Origin of the sequence: Campylobacter concisus (assembly GCF_002912425.1) — a bacterium.
In the GTDB taxonomy this organism is placed as follows: Bacteria; Campylobacterota; Campylobacteria; order Campylobacterales; family Campylobacteraceae; genus Campylobacter_A; species Campylobacter_A concisus_AH.
On the sequence record NZ_POYR01000029.1, the window covers coordinates 1 to 17,575 of the forward strand.

The window sequence follows — 17,575 nt, forward strand, 5'->3', positions numbered from 1 at the left end:
GGTCAAATCGAGTATGAATTTAACTTTTTACAAGAAAAACTAAAACTAAGAGATTTAAAAAAATACAAAGAAAATTTAAATGTAAAAAATATAGAAATTTCTACCATTTTTACGAAGATAGACGGCGACATCGAGCCTTGGGAGAAGGTAAAAACGCTCATTTAGTTTTTATACTACAAATTTTTTTAACGATCTCCACCTCATTTATATCTTCAAATTTGATCTTAGTTTTTACGATCATGAGGGTTTTATCTTTGAAATTTACATCCGAGACTAGGCCACTAGTTTTTACGTAAGTAAAGCCGTCGTGGTAGCTCACACGCACTTCATCAGCTATCTTTATCTCGCTTATCTTTTTTAAAATTTCATCGACCTTGCTCTCATCAAGCTCTAGCTTTTCGCATTTTTCTCGCTCTTTTTGACGCAAGGCTCGCTCTAATGTAGAAAGAGGATTAAACGAGCTAAAAATTTTCGCCCTATCTTTACTCACCGCTCTTGTGCCCTCCGATCTTTTTGTTTCTATCTTGCCCAGTCGCCTCTGGCAGCAGGTCGATCGCACGCAGGATTGAGTTTTTACCAAATTTCTCTTTTATCAAATTTAGCGATTTTAGCACCGCTTTTTCTTTGGCTTCATCTTCAAATAGGCTAAACTCAACCAAATTTTCTTTCACCACATCGTTTGCTGATATGCCTATTTGCCTGATTAGACCGACATTTTTTATCTTGTTTAAAAGTAGCTCCTCAGCCGCACTCATCAGCACGCTTGAGATATTTGTTGGCGTTTTAAACCGCACGCTTGCACGTTGCTGCGGCTCGAGCTTATCGGCAAATCTCACATTTATCGTTAGCCCACTCGCCCTCACATCTTTGTTTATCATCCTAAGTGCAAGCCTGTCAGCCATCTCTTTTAGCACGATCACCGCCTCGCAGCGCTCGTAGTCTCTTGGCAAAATTTCTGAGCTAAAGTAGGACTTCGTGCTTGGTTTATACGCCTTTATCTCAGCTATCGTCGTTGGCTCTATGCCGTTAGCGTGATCTATCGTGATGTAGGCATCGACGCCAAAAATTTTTTCAAGCAGGCTTTTTGGCGCATTTGCGATATCTTTCATGCAAAAGATGCCGCATTTTTCGAGCTTTAGCCTAGTTTGCTTTCCGATACGCCAAAAGTCACTTAGCGGCTGATGCGTCCAGAGCTGCTTTTTGTAAAGCTCTTCGTCAAGATAGGCGATGCCGTCATCTTGGTGCTTTGCTAGTATATCAAGCGCGATCTTTGCGAGGTATAAATTTGTCCCTATGCCACAAGTCGCCGTCACACCAGTCGTTTTTAAGATATCATTCATCATCATCTTCGCCATCTCTTTTGCACTAAGAGCGTAAAATTTCAAGTAAGAAGTGAGGTCTATGAAGCACTCATCGATCGAATAGACGTAGATGTCCTCTTTGGAGACATATTTTAGATAAATTTCATAGATCCTTGCGGCGTAGTCGATGTAAAACTGCATCCTAGGCGGCGCGATGATAAATTTGATATCTCTTGGTATCTCAAAGAGCCTGCAGCGGTTTTTCACCCCTTTTGCACGAAGCGCAGGGCTGACAGCTAGGCAGATGCCGCCACTGCCACGACTAGCATCAGCCACGACTAGATCAGCCTTAAAAGGATCAAGTCCGCGCTCCACGCACTCAACCGAGGCGTAAAAGGACTTTAGGTCGATAACGGCGTAAATTTTGCTCTTTGGATTTTCATTTTTCATGAGAGGATTATAGATGAAATTTGGTAAAAGTTAGTTTGCAAATTTTGTTTGAAATGGTTTGAAATTTTTTAGAAAATAAAATAAAAAAGGCTAAATTTGAGTGCAAAGACCACGCGCTAAAGATATCGCCTCCACTTACAGCTAAGTAGCTTAGTGATCAGAAACTACGCTAAGGTGAGCGCTAGAGAGCCGATGCTCATAAACGTAAATGAAGCTAAGAAAAAGACATCGTAACTGGCTACGTGGTGAGAGTATTTAATGACAGAGGCGAAATTTTAGTTGGCGCGCTTGTCACTCATCATCCCAGAGCACATCATTGCTATCTGTGAGGGCGCATGGCATGGTCCTGAAGTGCTTGGCGAAAAGAGCCTTTGCAAGCATGGCTGTGTCAATGTCCTAACTCGCGACAAAGGCACATCTGGCGCCACTCAAAGCAACTACAGACGCAGGGTCTTAGGAAATTTAGAAAAATATAAAGGTGAGATCAAGCTAGTCGTTGCGTTTTCTAAACCAAAAATTTTGCAATCTTTGTAGAATTTATAGAAATTTAACCCCCGTTGGGGGCAAATCAAATTTAGCCGTAAATTTTCTTTAAATTTTCAAGCTTTGTAGTTGCATTTAGCAGTAGCATATCAGCAAGAACTAGCCTTATCATCGCGGTTGCTACGACGCTGCCACGTATGCCTATGCAAGGATCATGTCTGCCTCTTAGCTCAAAATCCACCGCCTCGCCAGCTAAATTTAGCGTCTTTTGCTCTTTAAATATCGAAGGCGTTGGCTTAAAATGGCTCTTTAGCACGATTTCAGCGCCACTGCTTATGCCACCAAGTATGCCACCAGCGTTGTTGCTTAAAAAGCCAAGCTCGTCCATCTCGTCGTTGTTTGCTGAGCCAAGCATAGAGCTCACATTTACGCCAGCGCCGATCTCTACGGCTTTTACTCCGTTTATGCCCATTAAAGCTGCCGCTAGAGCGCTATCAAGCCTATCATAAAGTGGCTCGCCAAGACCAGCTGGCACGCCTCTAGCCACGCTTAAAACCACAGCTCCAACGCTATCGTGCTCGCTTCTAGCTTTATTTACCGCCTCTTTCATCGCCTCTTCGTTGCCAAGGGCGTAAATTTGCGAATTTTGGGCAAAATCAAAATCAATCTTGTCGCTAATGGCCTTGCCAATGCCAAGCACTCCGCTTAAAACTTCTATCTTAAATTCATTTAAAAGTAGCTGTGCAAATGCCCCACCAGCGACCCTTACTGCCGTCTCTCTGGCACTCGCGCGCCCACCACCTCTGTGATCCCTGATGCCATATTTTTTAAAATATGTTAGATCAGCATGCCCAGGGCGGAAAATCTCACGTAAATTTTCATAGTCATTTGACTTTTGGTTGTTGTTAAAAATGGCAAAACCTATCGGCGCGCCAGTGCTCATGCCGTCAAAGACGCCACTAAAAATTTCTATCTTATCAGTCTCATCTCGTGCCGTTGTGAAGCTACTTTGCCCAGGGCGACGCTTATCAAGCTCGCTTTGGATGAAATCCACATCGATCTTTAGCCCAGCAGGTAGTCCATCTATCACGCCACCTATCGCCACCCCATGGCTCTCGCCAAAGCTAGTTAAGGTTAGTTTTTTGCCAAATGTGTTCAAAATTTATCCTATTTTTTTATTTTTTCTAGCGCTATCTTTGCTGCGAGCTGTTGGGCTTGCTTTTTGGAGCTTCCAACGGCACGTGAAATTTCTTTGCCATTTAGTAGCAAGGCTATCTCAAATTCTTTCTTATGATCAGGGCCAAAAGAGCCTATGAGCTCGTATGTTGGTATGACGCCAAGGGTTGCTTGAGTGACCTCTTGAAGGGCGGTTTTGTAGTCCTTTTCAAGGTGTGCAAAGTCGATCTGCGGATAGCAAAGCTCAAGCAGGCTAATAGAAATTTCTCTAACTTTATCAAGTCCAGCCTCTAGGTAGATAGCGCCCATCACTGCCTCAAATGCGTCGCTTAAAATGCTATCTTTCTCGCGGCCGCCGTTGTTTTCTTCAGCTTGGCTAAGCCTTAAAAACTCGCCCATATTTAGCCGCCTAGACATATTTGCAAAGCTTTTTTCATTGACAAGCGCGGCTCTTAGCTTGCTCATATCGCCCTCTGCGATCTTGCTAAATTTCTTAAAAAGATACTCAGCCACGAGCAGATCCATCACTGCATCGCCCAAAAACTCAAGCCTCTCGTTATTTAACGCCTGCTTGGTGCTCTTGTGAGTTAGTGCCTCTTCTAAAAGCTCAGATTTTTTAAATTTATAGCCAAGATTACGTTCAAATTCTTCTAAATTTTTCATATCTTATTCTCATCTTTTATTTTTAATGCCTCGTCTCTTGCCATCTGGTCGCACTCCTCGTTTTCAGGGTGCCCAGCGTGCCCTTTAACCCAGCTAGCCACGACTTTATGCGGCTTTGAAATTTCTAAATACTCCTGCCAAAGTTCGACATTTTTTACATTTTTAAAATTTCTCTTTTGCCAGTTTGCAAGCCACTCATTTATGCTATTTACCACGTATGAGCTGTCTGTAAATAGCCTCACTTCGCAGGGCTCTTTTAGCGCTTTTAGCCCCATTATCGCAGCTTTTAGCTCCATTTGATTATTTGTCGTATATGCCTCGCCGCCACTTGCTTTTTTCTGCGCTTCGTTAAATCTCAATATATACGCCCAGCCGCCAGCTCCAGGGTTTCCAAGGCATGAGCCATCACTAAAAAGTGTTACTATCTTCACTTGCTTTTTCTGTGATGTGGGATAAAATTTTGACGCTTCCTAGCTCGTGACAGACTGGACAGCGGTAAAAGTGCATAGGAAATGAGTTTTTGCAGTTTTTGCAAACGTAGTTAAAGCTTAACCCAGCCGCGTCAAATTTAGCGTCCTTTAGCCTTTTTATGGCATTTAGCTCAAAGCCGTAAATTTCACATGGCTCATCTATATCGCCCTTTGCGTAAAAGAGTGATTTGTATTTTGCATCGTCTAAATTTATAGGCGTTTTTAGGTTGTAAAGTAGATCAAGCACATCTTCAAATTTGGCAAAATCTTTTAAATTTTCTAAATTTTCATTGTGCCTTATGAAAAGCGCTAAGATCATGCGTTTTAAAAGCTCAAAATTTTGGCTGAGGTGCGAGAGAATTTCTACCTTTTCGCTAAAGCTTAAATTTCTATCATCAAGCGTGTTGATCGCCTTTATATAGGCCTTTTGATCTTTTACATTTGTCCCTAGCTCTTCAAGAGAATTTAGCGCATAAAGGGCTTCTTTGTAGTTTTTAAGCTTCTCATCTATCATCGTTAAAAAGCGCAGTGCGAGGACATTTCTAGGACTTAGCTCAAGAGCTTTTTCAAAGACTTCGCTAGCTTTTTTTAAAAATCCAGCCTTAAAATAGACCTCTCCAAGCTCGTTTAGGATAAATTCCTTCTCGTTTTTATCTTTTACCTTTTCAAGTGCGATGAGATAGACGCCGATTGATTTTTCAAAGTCGCCATTTTTAGCAAAGGTTTGACCTAGCATGCTAAGGCTTGGTATATCTACTTCTGGGCTTTTTAGCATCTGCTTGTGCTCGTCGCTTATGCCATCCTTGCTGTCAAATTTCTTGATAAATTTTTCGATACGTTTTTTCTCATCTTTACTTGAAAATATGCCCCAAGCATAGCTTAAAGCTGCGATCATCAAGATGATACTAAATAGAATAATAAGGCTAAATATCGGATCTCTGTGCCCAATGAAAAAAATATCCACGCTCGTACTTTGTAATAAAATTTTACTTTAATTATAACAAAGCAGTTGTATAATTTTGCTTATGATAGATCCAAAATCCATTGAAAAGTTAAAAAACCAAATAGACATTGTTAATATCATCGAGCAGTATATCCCTGTTAAAAAGATGGGCTCAAGCTACAAGTGCGTATGTCCGTTTCACGACGACAAAAACCCAAGCATGAGCATAAATCAAAACAAGCAGATGTATCACTGCTTTGCCTGTAAGGCTGGTGGAGATGCGGTTAAATTTGTGATGGATTATGAAAAGCTGACATACCCAGAGGCGATAGAAAAGATCGCTCAAATTTCAAATTTCAGCCTTGAATACACAAACGACAAGGTGCCAACGCAAAAAGAAAATAAGCACATTTTAGAAAAGGTAAATGCCTTTTATAGAAGTGAATTTTATAAAAACGAAGCAGCCATTAGATATATCAAGTCGCGCGGTATAAATGACGCGATGATCGAGAAATTTGAGCTTGGCTGGGCTGGGGATAGTAAAAGCACCATTAGGCTTTTACAAAATGAAAACATAGAGCCTAAAGAGGCGCTTGAAGTTGGCATCGTAAAGCAAAATGAGAAGGGAATTTACGCTAGTTTCATCGAGCGCGTAACATTTCCCATCTACTCGCACACTACAAGGCTAGTTGGCTTTGGTGGTAGAACGATCTCAGATCACCCTGCAAAATATGTAAATTCTCCTCAAAGTGCGGTATTTGACAAGTCAAAGCTGCTCTATGGCTACCACCTTGCTAGACAAAGCATCTTTGAGAAAAATCAGATAATAATAACTGAGGGCTATCTTGATGTCATCATGCTTCACTACGCTGGCTTTACAAACGCTGTTGCAGTGCTTGGAACGGCGCTTACTACAAGTCACTTGCCGCTTTTAAAAAGGGGCGAGATAAGCGTAGTGCTTTGCTTTGACGGAGATGGCGCTGGCATAAATGCAGCCATAAAGTCGGCTCACCTGCTAAGCATAAATAAGATAGATACAAAAGTAGTCATCATAAGTAACGGCGCAGATCCTGCTGATATGGTCTTTGCAGGCAAGATAAAGGAGCTTAATGAGCTCTTTGGCTCAGGCGAGGATGCGGTGAAATTTTATATAGAAAAGATCATGCAAAAGTATGACATCACGCGCTCAGTGCAAAGAGATAACTGCCTAAGCGAGATAAAAGCCTATATGGACGAGCTTGGAGAGGAGATAGCAAGCTCGTATGTGACTGAGGTAGCGGCAAGATTTAACCTCACTCCACAAAGCGTGGCAGATAGGTTTGGGCTAAAGCAGAAGTCAAAAAATGAAGCTAAATTTAAAAGAGAATTTAGAAAAAAAGATAAAGATGAATTTAGCAACTCTGTCATGGTGGATGAGGTGCCAGCTGTGATGAACAAAGACCCGCTTGAGTTTGCACTTTTTAAAACCATGCTAAATAACCCAAACTACAGAGATGAGATACTCTCAAAGCTTGGAGCTAGATACTTTATAAAGCATCCTGAGTATCTAAACGCCATCCTTTATAGATACGACGTGAGCGATGAGCAGATGGTTAGAGAAATTTTAATGGACGAAAATATCCATGAGATCACCGATGCAACCACTTTGCAAAAGGCTATTTTAAATATGCAAATCGCCTTTTATGAGAACGAACAGCAAATTTTAAAAGGCTCAGACAACCCAAATAAGATAGAAATTTTAGAAAAACTGCTATTTATCATCAAAGATCTCAAGACTCAGCTTTATAAAATTTAAAAACTCACACTTTTTCAGCTTCAAATCATAAAACAAAATGTAAAATACTTAAAGTAATAAATCTTTTTAAGATTAGCTTTATATTTTAAGGATTTATGATGATAGACGCTAAAAGATTTGAGAGAAATTTTAACGCTATAAGCGAGTTTGGAGCGCTAAAAGGTGGTGGGCTAACAAGGCTAGCTTTTAGTAAAGAGGACCTTGAAGCAAGAAAATTTCTTATAAATTTGATAGAAAAAAATGGCTTTAAACTTAAAATTGACAATGTCGGCAACATCTACGCCATATATGATGATGGCTGCGAGGCGGACGCGAAGCCAGTTTGCGTGGGCTCTCACATAGATAGCGTGCCAAATGGCGGCTTTTATGACGGCACACTTGGAGTTATGGCTGGGCTTGAGGCGCTAACTGCGATAAAAGAGGCTGGCATCAAGCTAAAGCGCCCACTTTGGCTCATAAATTTTAGCTGTGAGGAGTCAAGCCGCTTTAAGACAGCCACTATCGGCAGCAAGATAATAAGCGGCAAACTAAGCCAGCAAAGACTTCATGAGCTAAAAGATGAAGATGGAATTTCACTTTTTGAGGCGATGAGTGCAGCTGGGTTTAAACCACAAAATTTAGATGAAGCCATACTAAAAGAAAACTCCCTACACGCCTATCTTGAGCTTCACATCGAGCAAGGTCCAGTGCTTGAGAGAAGCGGCATAAGCGTTGGCGTAGTAAGCGGGATCGCAGCTCCTATTAGATTTGAGATCACAATACAGGGCAAGGCCGATCACAGCGGCGCAACTCCGATGAATATGCGTAGTGACGCCCTGCTTGCCGCTTCACACACCATAATCGCAGCCAATAAATTTGCCAAAAACAAAAAAACAGCCGTCGCAACCGTTGGCTACGTGCATGCAAAGCCAGGCGTTTTAAATGTCGTGCCAGGCGAGGCAAGGCTTGGCGTTGATCTAAGAGATATCGATAAGGCAAGCTTAGAGGAGCTAAATTTAGAGCTTAGAAATTTTGTGGGTGAGCTAAGCCGTGAGCTTAAATTTGGCTACGAGATAAGAGAGCTAAGTAGCGACGAGCCAGTAAAACTAAGCAAACACGCCATAAATTTACTTGAAGATGAAGCCAAAAAGCTTGGCATAAAAACGCTTACATTGCCAAGTGGGGCTGGGCATGATGCGATGAATTTAACAAAGCTAGCAAGTAGCGTTGGCATGCTCTTTATCCCTTGCGTGGATGGTATCAGTCACAACACTAAAGAGGCGATAAATTTCAAAGACGCCGTAGCCGCAACTAAAATTTTAACAAATGCGCTAATAAGACTTTCAAACGAGGAGTAGTCATGGACAAAATAGCAAATTTAGCACTATCTTTAAAAGAGGATATGATCAAAGATCGCAGATACTTTCACTCGCACCCAGAAACTGGCTGGTTTACTTTTTTTACGACTGCGGTTTTGGCAAAAAGGCTTAGCGAGCTAGGATATGAGGTGAAGCTTGGCGAAGAGGTCGTAAAGAGCGATGCAAGGCTTGGAGTTGGCAGCAAAGAGCAGTGCCAAAAGGCGATCGAGCGGGCAAAAAGCCTTTTAAATCCTGACGAGGCAAAATACCTTGAATGCATGAAAGATGGCCTAACTGGCCTAACAGCCTTCATCGACACAAAAAGGCCTGGTAAATTTAGCGCATTTAGATTTGACATAGATAGCGTTGATGTGACAGAGAGCGCAGAGGCTGCTCATAGACCTTGCAAAGAGGGCTTTGGCTCAGATATCGCTGGCATCACGCACGCTTGTGGGCACGATGGACACATGGCGATGGGTCTAGCGCTTGCAAAGCTGATCGCTAAAAATTTAGATGATTTTAATGGCAAATTTAAATTTATATTTCAAACAGCAGAAGAGGGCACAAGAGGCGCTGTGGCGATGGAGGCTGCTGGGGTGCTTGATGGGGTTGAGTACCTACTTGGCGGACACATCGGCTTTCAAGCAGAAACAAATGGGGGCATAGTTTGTGGCACAAACAAACTGCTTGCAACTTCTAAATTTGACGTGCATATCACTGGTCGCTCAGCTCACGCAGCAGGAGCGCCGCAGGAGGGAGCAAACGCCCTTTTAGCCGCTGCTCAAATGGCTCTAAATATGCATGGCATCACAAGGCACGCAAAGGGTGTGACTAGGATAAATGTGGGTGTTTTAAGAGCAGGTGAGGGCAGAAATGTCATCGCACCAAATGGCTATCTAGCCTGCGAAACAAGGGGCGAGGATACAAATTTAAATGAGTTTATGTATAAAAAATGTATGGATATCGTAAAAGGTGTGAGTGAAATTTATGATGTCGAGAGCAAGGTCGTGATGACAGGGGGCACAAGCGGAGCAAATAGCGACAAAGAGGTGACTGAAATTTTCTATGAAGCAGCAAAAGAGAGTCCATTTATAGATGACGATAAGATCGTTAAAGAGCTTGACTTTGGCGCTTGCGAGGACTTCGCTCACTTTATGAGAGCTTTGCAAGATAGGGGCGCAAAGAGTGGATATATGATGATCGGTACAAATTTAAAAGCAGGCCATCACAACAGCAAATTTGACTTTGACGAGGAGTGCTTGGTCGCTGGGGTTGATATCTATCTAAGGGCTGCTTACAAACTAAATGGAGTGAAAAAATGAAAAATGCTTTACTAATCAGCGCTTCAAGCTACCAAGATACTGGCTACTTGAGACACTGCAAAAACTGGGTTAAGGACTTTTTGGGTGAGAGTGGCAAGGAGGAGATTTTATTTATCCCTTACGCTGGAGTCAGACGAAGTAATGACGAATACGAGCAAAAGGTTATAGACCGCCTAAAAAATAAAAATATAAAGTCGATCCACCACTACGAGGATAAAATTTCAGCTATCAAAAACGCTAACAGTATCGCAGTTGGCGGTGGTAATACCTTTATGCTTCTTTACACGCTTTATAAGCTAAATTTGATTGAGCCTATAAAAGAGGCTGTGGCAAATGGCGCAAAATACTTTGGCTGGTCAGCAGGCGCAAATATCGCTGGCAAGACGATGATGACGACAAATGATATGCCTATCATCATGCCAAAGTCATTTGATAGCCTAAATATCTTCCCATATCAGATCAATCCGCACTTTATAAGTGGCAAACTAGCAGGTCATAACGGCGAGAGTAGGGAGGAGAGGCTAGAGGAATTTTTAATAGCAAATCCAAAAGAGACTATCTACGCACTGCCTGAGGGCACGGCTTTGCTTATAGAGGATAGTGAAACTGAGGTCATAGGACATAGTGAAATTTTAAAATTTGAGTATCAAAAAGAGATAGAAAAAATAGAAGTTGGAACTAAATTTAAAATCTAAACAAGGAGAGAGGTATGGAATCATTCAAGCTAATTGCTGCCATTCTTGGCATCGTTGCAGTTGTAGCACTTCTAGTCTTAAAAAAAGAGACAAGAACGGTGCTAATAGGTGTTGGTTTGGTGCTTTGTTTAATCGCACTAAAACCGATGGGGGCACTAAGTGCTTTTACTGACTATATGACTAAAGCAGGGCTTATAAAGGCTATTTGTGCCAGTATGGGTTTTGCTTTTGTTATGAAATACACAATGTGCGATAAGCACCTTGTCGCGCTTCTTACAAAGCCACTTAAAAACGTGGGATTTATACTAATCCCTGTAACAACCGTGCTAACTTACTTTATAAATATCGCTATCCCTTCAGCTGCTGGCTGCTCGGCTGCTGTTGGTGCGACACTTATACCGCTTCTTATGGCTTCAGGCGTTCGCCCTGCGATGGCTGGTGCGGCTGTTTTTGCAGGCACATTTGGCTCAGTCCTAAGCCCAGGCTCTGCGCACAACATATATGTGGCTGACCTTGTTAAAAAGACAGTTGCAAACTATACAGTTCAAGACATCATAAAAGTGCAAATTCCTAGCGCATTTACAGCTCTTGCTATCGTAGTTGTCATGCTAACTATTGTCGCAATATTATTTAAAGACTATCAAAAAGGTATAAACTTCACTCTTGAAAATGGCGCTGCTAGCGAAGAGAAGTCAGCGTTTAAAGTAAATTTGATCTACGCTCTTATGCCACTTGTCCCACTTGTCATCTTGGTTATCGGCGGAACTAGCCTAGCAAAAGACTACAGCTTTTTGGCATGGACAAAGATGGGCGTTGCTGAGGCGATGATACTTGGCGCTATCATAGCTATCTTTGCTACGCTTACAAACCCACAAAAGATCACAAAAGAGTTCTTTAATGGCATGGGTCACGCTTACGCTGATGTTATCGGTATCATCATCGCAGCTGGCGTCTTCGTCGCTGGTCTAAAGGCGTGTGGCGCCGTTGATGTGGTCATTGCATGGCTTAAAACTGATCAAAGCTACGTTAAATTTGGCGGAACATTTGTGCCATTTATCATGGGTATAGTTACAGGTTCAGGCGATGCTGCTACATTTGCATTTAACGAAGCTGTCACAACAAACGCTGCTGCTCTTGGCTTTGAGCAAGATAAGCTTGGTATGGCTGCGGCAATCGCAGGCTCACTTGGACGTTCAGCTTCTCCGATCGCTGGAGCTGCTATCGTTTGTGCAGGTATTGCTATGGTTAGCCCAGTCGAGCTTGCAAAAAGGACATTTTTAGGTATGTTTCTCTCTGTTGTGGCGATCGCATTTTTCGTCATCTAAGGATGAAAGATGGATATCGTAGAGAGATTTATAAACTATACGAAATTTAACACAACAACAAATAAAGAGAATGGATTAAAAGGCATTATGCCTTCTAATCCAACCGAGTATGAGCTAGCCAAATTTCTAAAAGATTAGCTTAGCTCGCTTGGTATAAAAGATATCATCTTGCAAGATAGTGCTATCTTGATAGCAAAGATCCCTGCAAACTGCGAAAACGCCCCAAGTATTGCCTTTTTTGCGCACTTAGATACAAGTAGCGAGCAAAAAAACGACACAAAAGCCAAGATAGTAAAATACACAGGCGGCGACATCTGCCTAAACGAAGAGCAGGGAATTTACCTTAAATTTAGCGACAATCCAGAGCTTAAAAAATACGTTGGTGACGACATAGTGGTGACTGACGGCACTAGCTTGCTTGGCGCTGACGATAAGGCGGCGATCGCTAGTATCGTAAATATGGCTAGCTTTTTCATGCAAAATCCTGACGTAAAGCACGGCAAGATCGTGATCTGCTTCGTGCCTGATGAGGAGCAGGGCTTGCTTGGCGCAAAGGCGCTTGATGTAAATTTGCTGGGAGCCAACTTTGGCTACTGCTTAGACTGCTGCGAGATAGGCGAGCTAATATACGAAAACTGGAACGCAGCTGACTGTACGATAGTCTTTAAAGGTGTTTCGGCTCATCCGATGAATGCAAAGGGCAAGCTAGTAAATTCGCTACTTCTTGCGCATAAATTTATCTCGCTCTTGCCAGGTGGCGAAGTACCAGAGTGCACCGAGGGCAAAGAGGGCTATTTCTGGGTGAAAGAGCTTAGCGGAAACAGCGCAAAAACGACGCTCAAGATCGACATAAGAGAATTTGACGAGGCGAAATTTCAAAAAAGACTTGAGTTTTTAAGCGAGATGGCAAATTCTTTTAACAAAATTTATGGGCAGTGCTGTGAGATCACGCTAAAAACACGCTATGAAAACGTCTTTAAGTTCTTAAAAGACGAAAACTCACTGCCTATAAAACTAGCAAAAGATGCCTTTAGCGAGCTAAATATCACGCCAAACATAAAGCCGATGAGAGGCGGATATGACGGTTCTGCGATCTCTGCAAAGGGTGTGCCAACGCTAAATTTATTCACAGGGGGAAATAACTTTCACTCCGTCTTCGAGTACTTGCCAGTTAGCAGCCTAAAAGCCGCAAGCGAAGTGATCAAAAAAATCATAATTAACGCTGCTAAATAAACTTCATAAAAGCCTAGATTTAGTAAATTTAGGCTTTAAATTTTACTTTCAGGACAAAAATGAAGGCTTTAGCTTTGTTTAGCGGAGGGCTTGATAGCATGCTCTCTATGAAAATAATAAGCGATCAAGGTATCGAAGTGGTCGCACTTTATATGGATACTGGATTTGGCGTGGATGAGGAGAAGCACGAAGTTTTAAGGCGCCGTGCAGCCTTGGCTGGGGCTAGCCTAAAGGTGGTTGATATGAGAAACGAGTATCTTCGTGACGTGCTTTTTAACCCAAAATACGGCTACGGCAAGCAGTTTAACCCTTGCATCGACTGCCACGGATATATGTTTAAAACCGCTTTAAATATGCTAAAAAGCGAAAATGCAAATTTTATAATCACAGGTGAAGTCGTGGGTCAAAGGCCGATGAGTCAGCGTAGAGATGCACTTTTTCAGGTTAAGCGCTTAGCTGATGATGAGGATGATCTAGTGCTTCGTCCGATGTGCGCTAAGCTCTTGCCACCAACTAAGCCAGAGCGCGAGGGCTGGGTCGATAGGGAGAAGCTACTTGACATAAGTGGGCGCGATAGAAAGCCGCAGCTTGCTTTGGCGAAGGAATTTGGCTTTGAGGACTTTGCAACGCCAGGAGGTGGGTGTTTGCTAACGATCGAGAGCTTTGCAGTCAAGATAAAAGACTACTTGAAATTTGACAAAGAGATGCGAGATATCGATGTCGTGTGGCTAAAGCTTGGTAGGCATCTGCGCTTGCTTGAAGGCGCAAAAATGATAATAGGACGTGATGAGAGCGACAATAACGCACTTTTAACTCACCCAAATGATAAATTTGAGCAGGTTAAATTTAAAGAGAGCGACGACATCGTGGGAGCTGTTAGTTTTATAAGTAAAAACGCTAGCAATGCCGATAAAGAGCTTGCCGCAAGGCTCGCGCTAGCATATACAAGAGCTAGCCAAGATGATGAATTTGAAGTTAGTATCGCTAATGAGAAATTTATCATCAAACCTGAAGATAAAAAGCTAGCACAAGAGTTTTTTGTGAAGTAAATTTATACACTTAAAACACTGTTTTCTTTTTAAAATTGGTATTAGGCTAAGCAAAACTGAAAAATCGCTGCGTCAGATAGACCAAAAGTGCTTCATATGGCTGATGGCAAGAATTTATTCAATAGAAGCTGAGACAAAGAAATTTTATAAAGAATTTTTACACTACGACCTAAGCGACAAAGAGGTTGGCTACATCCTAAACGGGCTAGATCCAGAAGGTAAATAGAATTTATAAAATTTTGGGCTGTTTTTATAATTTTTAGTATTATCTTAGGTATTAAATAAAGGATAAAAATGCAAACCATACAAGCAAATTTTACAGCTAGCATAAGCGAGCTAAAAAAGTCTCCAGCTCAAATTTTAAAACAAGCTGGAGATAATGTTGTAGCTATACTAAACCACAATGTCCCTAGTGCCTATCTAGTACCCAGCTCTGTCTATGAAAAAATGGCAGAGATAATAGAAGAGTATCATCTAAGCAAAGCAGTAGACGCTGCTTTAGCAAGTGGTGAAAAACCAGTAAAAGTAAGTCTAGATGAGCTATGAGTTAGAGTTCTTACCAAGTGCTTTAAAAGAGTGGCAAAAGCTTGACAATAGCATAAAGGTGCAGTTTAAAAAGAAGCTAAGTGAGCGTCTAGAAAACCCAAAGGTTGCCAAGGACAAGCTACGAGGCTATGAAGATGTCTATAAGATCAAGCTAAGAGATGTCGGCTACCGCTTGGCATATCAAGTTAAAGATGATGAGATCGTAGTATTAGTGCTAGTTGTCGGCAAAAGAGAGAATAACGAAGTATATGAGATGCTAAAGGATAAATTTAACTAAGCATTAAGTCTCTTATCTTTAACTATCAATGAATAAATTTGACTAACTTGTAGTGCTCTTTTATGATGAGCGCAACCCCTATATTTTTATTATTTTTACCATTTTAATTTCATACTAGACTAAATTTCTAAGAGACAATCTAAAGGCTATAAAAATTATATTATATATTTCATAGTATTTTTAAAAAACACGCATTTTAGCGGCCTGAAGCCTACCTAATTCCTTGTTTTAGGCTGTGAAATTTTATAAAATAACCTTAAAAGATATTTAAAGAGCAAGTCTGCCAAAAATTTTATGACATAGGATTTTTGAGTGGCTTCTTCTTGGATTAGGAGTAAATTTACGTGAGTTCTGAAAAGATAAAAAAACGCAAGGTAACCAAAGTCATAACTAAAAGACTTAGGCTAAGTAATGCAGAATGGTTGGTAATTAATGATAAATTACAAGAAAGTGGCTTAACTTTCTCAAAATTTGCCCTAAGAGCTATGTTGTCTAAGCAGATTTATGCACCAATTATGAGAGAGCTTTTAGCTGAACTATCTAGACATGGACAAAACATAAACCAAATAGCCGCCAAACTAAATAGTGGGCAAAGCCTAGATAGAGTTGGTATTGAGATCATAGCGGACGATAATGATGTCTTACATAAAGTATATGAAGCATTGGGTAAATAATATGTCGCTTGATTTACATTGCATCAATACAAATAAAGGCACTAATGATGCTAGTTAAATTTCTTCGTACTTATACTGGTGGTGGCCTTGGGAGCATAAATTATCTTTTAAATGAGAGAAAGGCTGCTGGAACAGCAAGAGTTATAAAAGGTGATGAAAATTTAACTAGAGCTATTATAAAAGGCATCACCTATAAACAAAAGACCTGCTTTGGTGTTTTATCATTTGAAGAGAAGTATGACTTTTTGACTGAAGAGCAAAAACTAAAAATCATTAAGGATTTTGAACGTGCTCTTTTGGGTGAATATATGCTTGAACGTACAAATGTATTATGGGTAGAGCATTCGGACAAGGATGGACGGCTTGAGTTAAATTTCCTTATCCCTAAGATAGATCTTGAAACAGACAGGTCATTTAATCCTTATTTTGCCAAATATGATCAAACTAGAATCGATCTAATTAAAAGGATTATTAACGATGAGTATGGACTATCAAGTCCAGATGATCCAGCAAAAGAGCAAACTATATTATCTAGCAAGAAAAACATCAATCATTATAAAAATTTGGAAGAGCTAGACCAAAAGCTGCACGATCTGGTTAAGCAAGGCTATATTAAAAATAGAGATCACATGATTGAACTTCTTACACAAAGTGGTATCGAAATAACCAGAATCAATAAAAAAGGTATAACAATCATACTGCCTACTAAAAAAACAAAAAATCGTCTACAAGGAGGAATATACGATGCAGACTTCACAAGTACTCGAAGACTTGGGGAGCTTAGCGAAAGCTCAAGCAGAAGAATTAGAGAATTTCATCATAGAAACACACAAGCAGAGTGCAGAGAAAATAGGCGAAAACTTGAGGAGCTTATTGCTAAAAGAGATAGATTTAATCAAGAAAGATATATCAAAAGAACTTCAAAAAACAATATCCTTGCATCACAAGGACAGATTAGTGATAATCTCGCTATCAGCGGCTATCGCACTAGTATTGGGAGCAGTGGCTGGCTGGATGATAAAAGAGAAGAAGTTGGAGAACGAAATGGTTTGGATGATACCAAAACAATGGAGATACAGCCGACCTACTGCAGACAAGACCCAGAGGGAGTATTACATATCGATTCCAAAAGACGAAGAGATAATAGAAAACGAGAGCAGGAAATTTATATTAATGAAAATGGAGTAGAGGATGACAGCATTAGAGAAAGCATTGCTAGAAGAGAACGAGCGCTTGACCAAGATGATCGAAGACGAAAGGAACAGACACGAATTAGAAATAATGAATTTGCAACAAGACTGCGAGAAGGAGCTTGTGATATTACGGACAAATGTGACAGCGCTAACAAAGAAAGTCAAGAGCTTGAACAAAGATTGCAACGACGCCTTAACGGAATCTTTGCAGCAACAAAGAGATATGTACGAGAGTTCAATATCTTGCTTGGAAGAAAAATTAAAAAATTCAGAAGAAAAATTCCAAAATTTGAGAGAAGCATACGAGAGCTTACAGATAGAGCACAAGATGCTACAAGAATATGTAGAGAATTTATAGAGGAGCGTGAATACTCCAAAAAAACCAGCATACATCACCATGTAAGTGATGTATGTAAGGAAAAAACTCAAAGTCTAGATATGTTTTAAACGTAGAGGCTCTACTAAGTTTATTGCATAATCATCTAATTTATTACTTCCAAACATTATTTGTTATATTTTCATTTTAAAAATCTACTAAAATATATTTTACAGATCACAAAAATAATTTAGTCTAATTATTTTTATTTTTAATAAACTTAAGTTTTTATTAAAAAAGCCCATCTTGCATGGCTACTTTAATAAA

18 protein-coding genes and 1 pseudogene are annotated in these 17,575 nt (G+C 40.7%); 13 read left to right on the forward strand and 6 right to left on the reverse strand.

Annotated features, from left to right (window positions below; translation table 11 throughout):
- Window positions 1-157: 157 nt before the first annotated feature.
- Both CYP84_RS01495 and CYP84_RS01500 read right to left on the reverse strand, forming a co-directional pair.
- Window positions 158-490 carry a YolD-like family protein gene (locus CYP84_RS01495; protein WP_021089892.1) on the reverse strand — a complete coding sequence of 111 codons (333 nt, stop codon included), beginning with the start codon at window positions 488-490 and terminating at the stop codon, window positions 158-160.
- Window positions 483-1,751: a DNA polymerase IV gene (locus tag CYP84_RS01500; protein ID WP_021089905.1), complete on the reverse strand. Its 1,269-nt coding sequence runs from the start codon at window positions 1,749-1,751 to the stop codon at window positions 483-485. The genes CYP84_RS01495 and CYP84_RS01500 overlap by 8 nt, the downstream gene beginning before the upstream one ends.
- Window positions 1,752-2,030: 279 nt before the next feature.
- Here CYP84_RS01500 and CYP84_RS10970 point away from each other — a divergent pair, with 279 nt between their 5' ends.
- On the forward strand, window positions 2,031-2,285 hold the full coding sequence (locus CYP84_RS10970) for a trimethylamine-N-oxide reductase (protein ID WP_021089898.1): 255 nt from the start codon (window positions 2,031-2,033) through the stop codon (window positions 2,283-2,285).
- 40 nt (window positions 2,286-2,325) lie between these two features.
- Here CYP84_RS10970 and aroC read toward each other — a convergent pair whose 3' ends face one another.
- Genes aroC through CYP84_RS01525 form a run of 4 tightly spaced genes read right to left on the reverse strand, consistent with a single transcriptional unit; the run spans window position 2,326 to window position 5,507 of the window.
- Entirely contained in the window at window positions 2,326-3,393 is a 1,068-nt protein-coding gene (gene aroC, locus CYP84_RS01510) for a chorismate synthase (RefSeq protein WP_103636438.1), read from the reverse strand.
- Between the two features lie 8 nt (window positions 3,394-3,401).
- Window positions 3,402-4,073, reverse strand: a complete 672-nt coding sequence (gene rnc, locus CYP84_RS01515; RefSeq protein ID WP_002942923.1) for a ribonuclease III — start codon at window positions 4,071-4,073, stop codon at window positions 3,402-3,404.
- Window positions 4,070-4,504 carry a ribonuclease HI gene (gene rnhA, locus CYP84_RS01520; protein ID WP_021084189.1) on the reverse strand — a complete coding sequence of 145 codons (435 nt, stop codon included), beginning with the start codon at window positions 4,502-4,504 and terminating at the stop codon, window positions 4,070-4,072. The genes rnc and rnhA overlap by 4 nt, the downstream gene beginning before the upstream one ends.
- A complete protein-coding gene (locus CYP84_RS01525) occupies window positions 4,482-5,507 on the reverse strand; it encodes a tetratricopeptide repeat protein (RefSeq protein WP_103636439.1) in 1,026 nt (341 codons plus the stop codon). The genes rnhA and CYP84_RS01525 overlap by 23 nt, the downstream gene beginning before the upstream one ends.
- A 61-nt stretch (window positions 5,508-5,568) precedes the next feature.
- Here CYP84_RS01525 and dnaG point away from each other — a divergent pair, with 61 nt between their 5' ends.
- The 12 genes and pseudogenes from dnaG to CYP84_RS01585 all read left to right on the forward strand — a co-directional run bounded on the left by dnaG (window position 5,569) and on the right by CYP84_RS01585 (window position 17,379).
- Window positions 5,569-7,281 (forward strand): DNA primase, encoded by a 1,713-nt coding sequence (dnaG, locus tag CYP84_RS01530; protein WP_180996357.1) that lies wholly within the window; start codon window positions 5,569-5,571, stop codon window positions 7,279-7,281.
- A 98-nt stretch (window positions 7,282-7,379) separates the two neighbouring features.
- Entirely contained in the window at window positions 7,380-8,618 is a 1,239-nt protein-coding gene (locus tag CYP84_RS01535; RefSeq protein ID WP_103636441.1) for a M20 family metallo-hydrolase, read from the forward strand.
- A 2-nt stretch (window positions 8,619-8,620) separates the two neighbouring features.
- Window positions 8,621-9,940, forward strand: a complete 1,320-nt coding sequence (locus tag CYP84_RS01540; RefSeq protein WP_103636442.1) for an amidohydrolase — start codon at window positions 8,621-8,623, stop codon at window positions 9,938-9,940.
- Entirely contained in the window at window positions 9,937-10,635 is a 699-nt protein-coding gene (gene pepE, locus CYP84_RS01545; protein ID WP_103636443.1) for a dipeptidase PepE, read from the forward strand. The genes CYP84_RS01540 and pepE overlap by 4 nt, the downstream gene beginning before the upstream one ends.
- A 14-nt stretch (window positions 10,636-10,649) precedes the next feature.
- A complete protein-coding gene (gene dcuC, locus CYP84_RS01550; RefSeq protein ID WP_103636444.1) occupies window positions 10,650-11,960 on the forward strand; it encodes a C4-dicarboxylate transporter DcuC in 1,311 nt (436 codons plus the stop codon).
- A gap of 9 nt (window positions 11,961-11,969) precedes the next feature.
- Window positions 11,970-13,193, forward strand: a pseudogene (pepT, locus tag CYP84_RS01555) (peptidase T).
- Between the two features lie 59 nt (window positions 13,194-13,252).
- Window positions 13,253-14,242, forward strand: a complete 990-nt coding sequence (locus CYP84_RS01560; protein ID WP_103636445.1) for an argininosuccinate synthase domain-containing protein — start codon at window positions 13,253-13,255, stop codon at window positions 14,240-14,242.
- 103 nt (window positions 14,243-14,345) lie between these two features.
- On the forward strand, window positions 14,346-14,468 hold the full coding sequence (locus CYP84_RS01565; protein ID WP_411160838.1) for a hypothetical protein: 123 nt from the start codon (window positions 14,346-14,348) through the stop codon (window positions 14,466-14,468).
- Between the two features lie 68 nt (window positions 14,469-14,536).
- Entirely contained in the window at window positions 14,537-14,788 is a 252-nt protein-coding gene (locus tag CYP84_RS01570; RefSeq protein ID WP_084042015.1) for a type II toxin-antitoxin system Phd/YefM family antitoxin, read from the forward strand.
- Window positions 14,778-15,065 (forward strand): type II toxin-antitoxin system RelE family toxin, encoded by a 288-nt coding sequence (locus tag CYP84_RS01575; protein ID WP_035167048.1) that lies wholly within the window; start codon window positions 14,778-14,780, stop codon window positions 15,063-15,065. The genes CYP84_RS01570 and CYP84_RS01575 overlap by 11 nt, the downstream gene beginning before the upstream one ends.
- A 344-nt stretch (window positions 15,066-15,409) precedes the next feature.
- Entirely contained in the window at window positions 15,410-15,739 is a 330-nt protein-coding gene (locus CYP84_RS01580; protein WP_103636446.1) for a plasmid mobilization protein, read from the forward strand.
- A gap of 47 nt (window positions 15,740-15,786) precedes the next feature.
- Window positions 15,787-17,379, forward strand: coding sequence for a relaxase/mobilization nuclease domain-containing protein (locus CYP84_RS01585; RefSeq protein WP_103636447.1), 1,593 nt, complete (start codon window positions 15,787-15,789; stop codon window positions 17,377-17,379).
- Window positions 17,380-17,575: the final 196 nt, after the last annotated feature.

Bases quoted from the DNA above. Each gene is read 5' to 3' on its own strand.
- CYP84_RS01500 (WP_021089905.1), bottom strand. From the start codon at position 1,751: ATGAAAAATGAAAATCCAAAGAGCAAAATTTACGCCGTTATCGACCTA.
- rnc (WP_002942923.1), bottom strand. From the start codon at position 4,073: ATGAAAAATTTAGAAGAATTTGAACGTAATCTTGGCTATAAATTTAAA.
- dnaG (WP_180996357.1), top strand. From the start codon at position 5,569: ATGATAGATCCAAAATCCATTGAAAAGTTAAAAAACCAAATAGACATT.
- CYP84_RS01535 (WP_103636441.1), top strand. From the start codon at position 7,380: ATGATAGACGCTAAAAGATTTGAGAGAAATTTTAACGCTATAAGCGAG.
- CYP84_RS01540 (WP_103636442.1), top strand. From the start codon at position 8,621: ATGGACAAAATAGCAAATTTAGCACTATCTTTAAAAGAGGATATGATC.
- pepE (WP_103636443.1), top strand. From the start codon at position 9,937: ATGAAAAATGCTTTACTAATCAGCGCTTCAAGCTACCAAGATACTGGC.
- dcuC (WP_103636444.1), top strand. From the start codon at position 10,650: ATGGAATCATTCAAGCTAATTGCTGCCATTCTTGGCATCGTTGCAGTT.
- CYP84_RS01560 (WP_103636445.1), top strand. From the start codon at position 13,253: ATGAAGGCTTTAGCTTTGTTTAGCGGAGGGCTTGATAGCATGCTCTCT.
- CYP84_RS01565 (WP_411160838.1), top strand. From the start codon at position 14,346: ATGGCAAGAATTTATTCAATAGAAGCTGAGACAAAGAAATTTTATAAA.
- CYP84_RS01570 (WP_084042015.1), top strand. From the start codon at position 14,537: ATGCAAACCATACAAGCAAATTTTACAGCTAGCATAAGCGAGCTAAAA.
- CYP84_RS01575 (WP_035167048.1), top strand. From the start codon at position 14,778: ATGAGCTATGAGTTAGAGTTCTTACCAAGTGCTTTAAAAGAGTGGCAA.
- CYP84_RS01585 (WP_103636447.1), top strand. From the start codon at position 15,787: ATGCTAGTTAAATTTCTTCGTACTTATACTGGTGGTGGCCTTGGGAGC.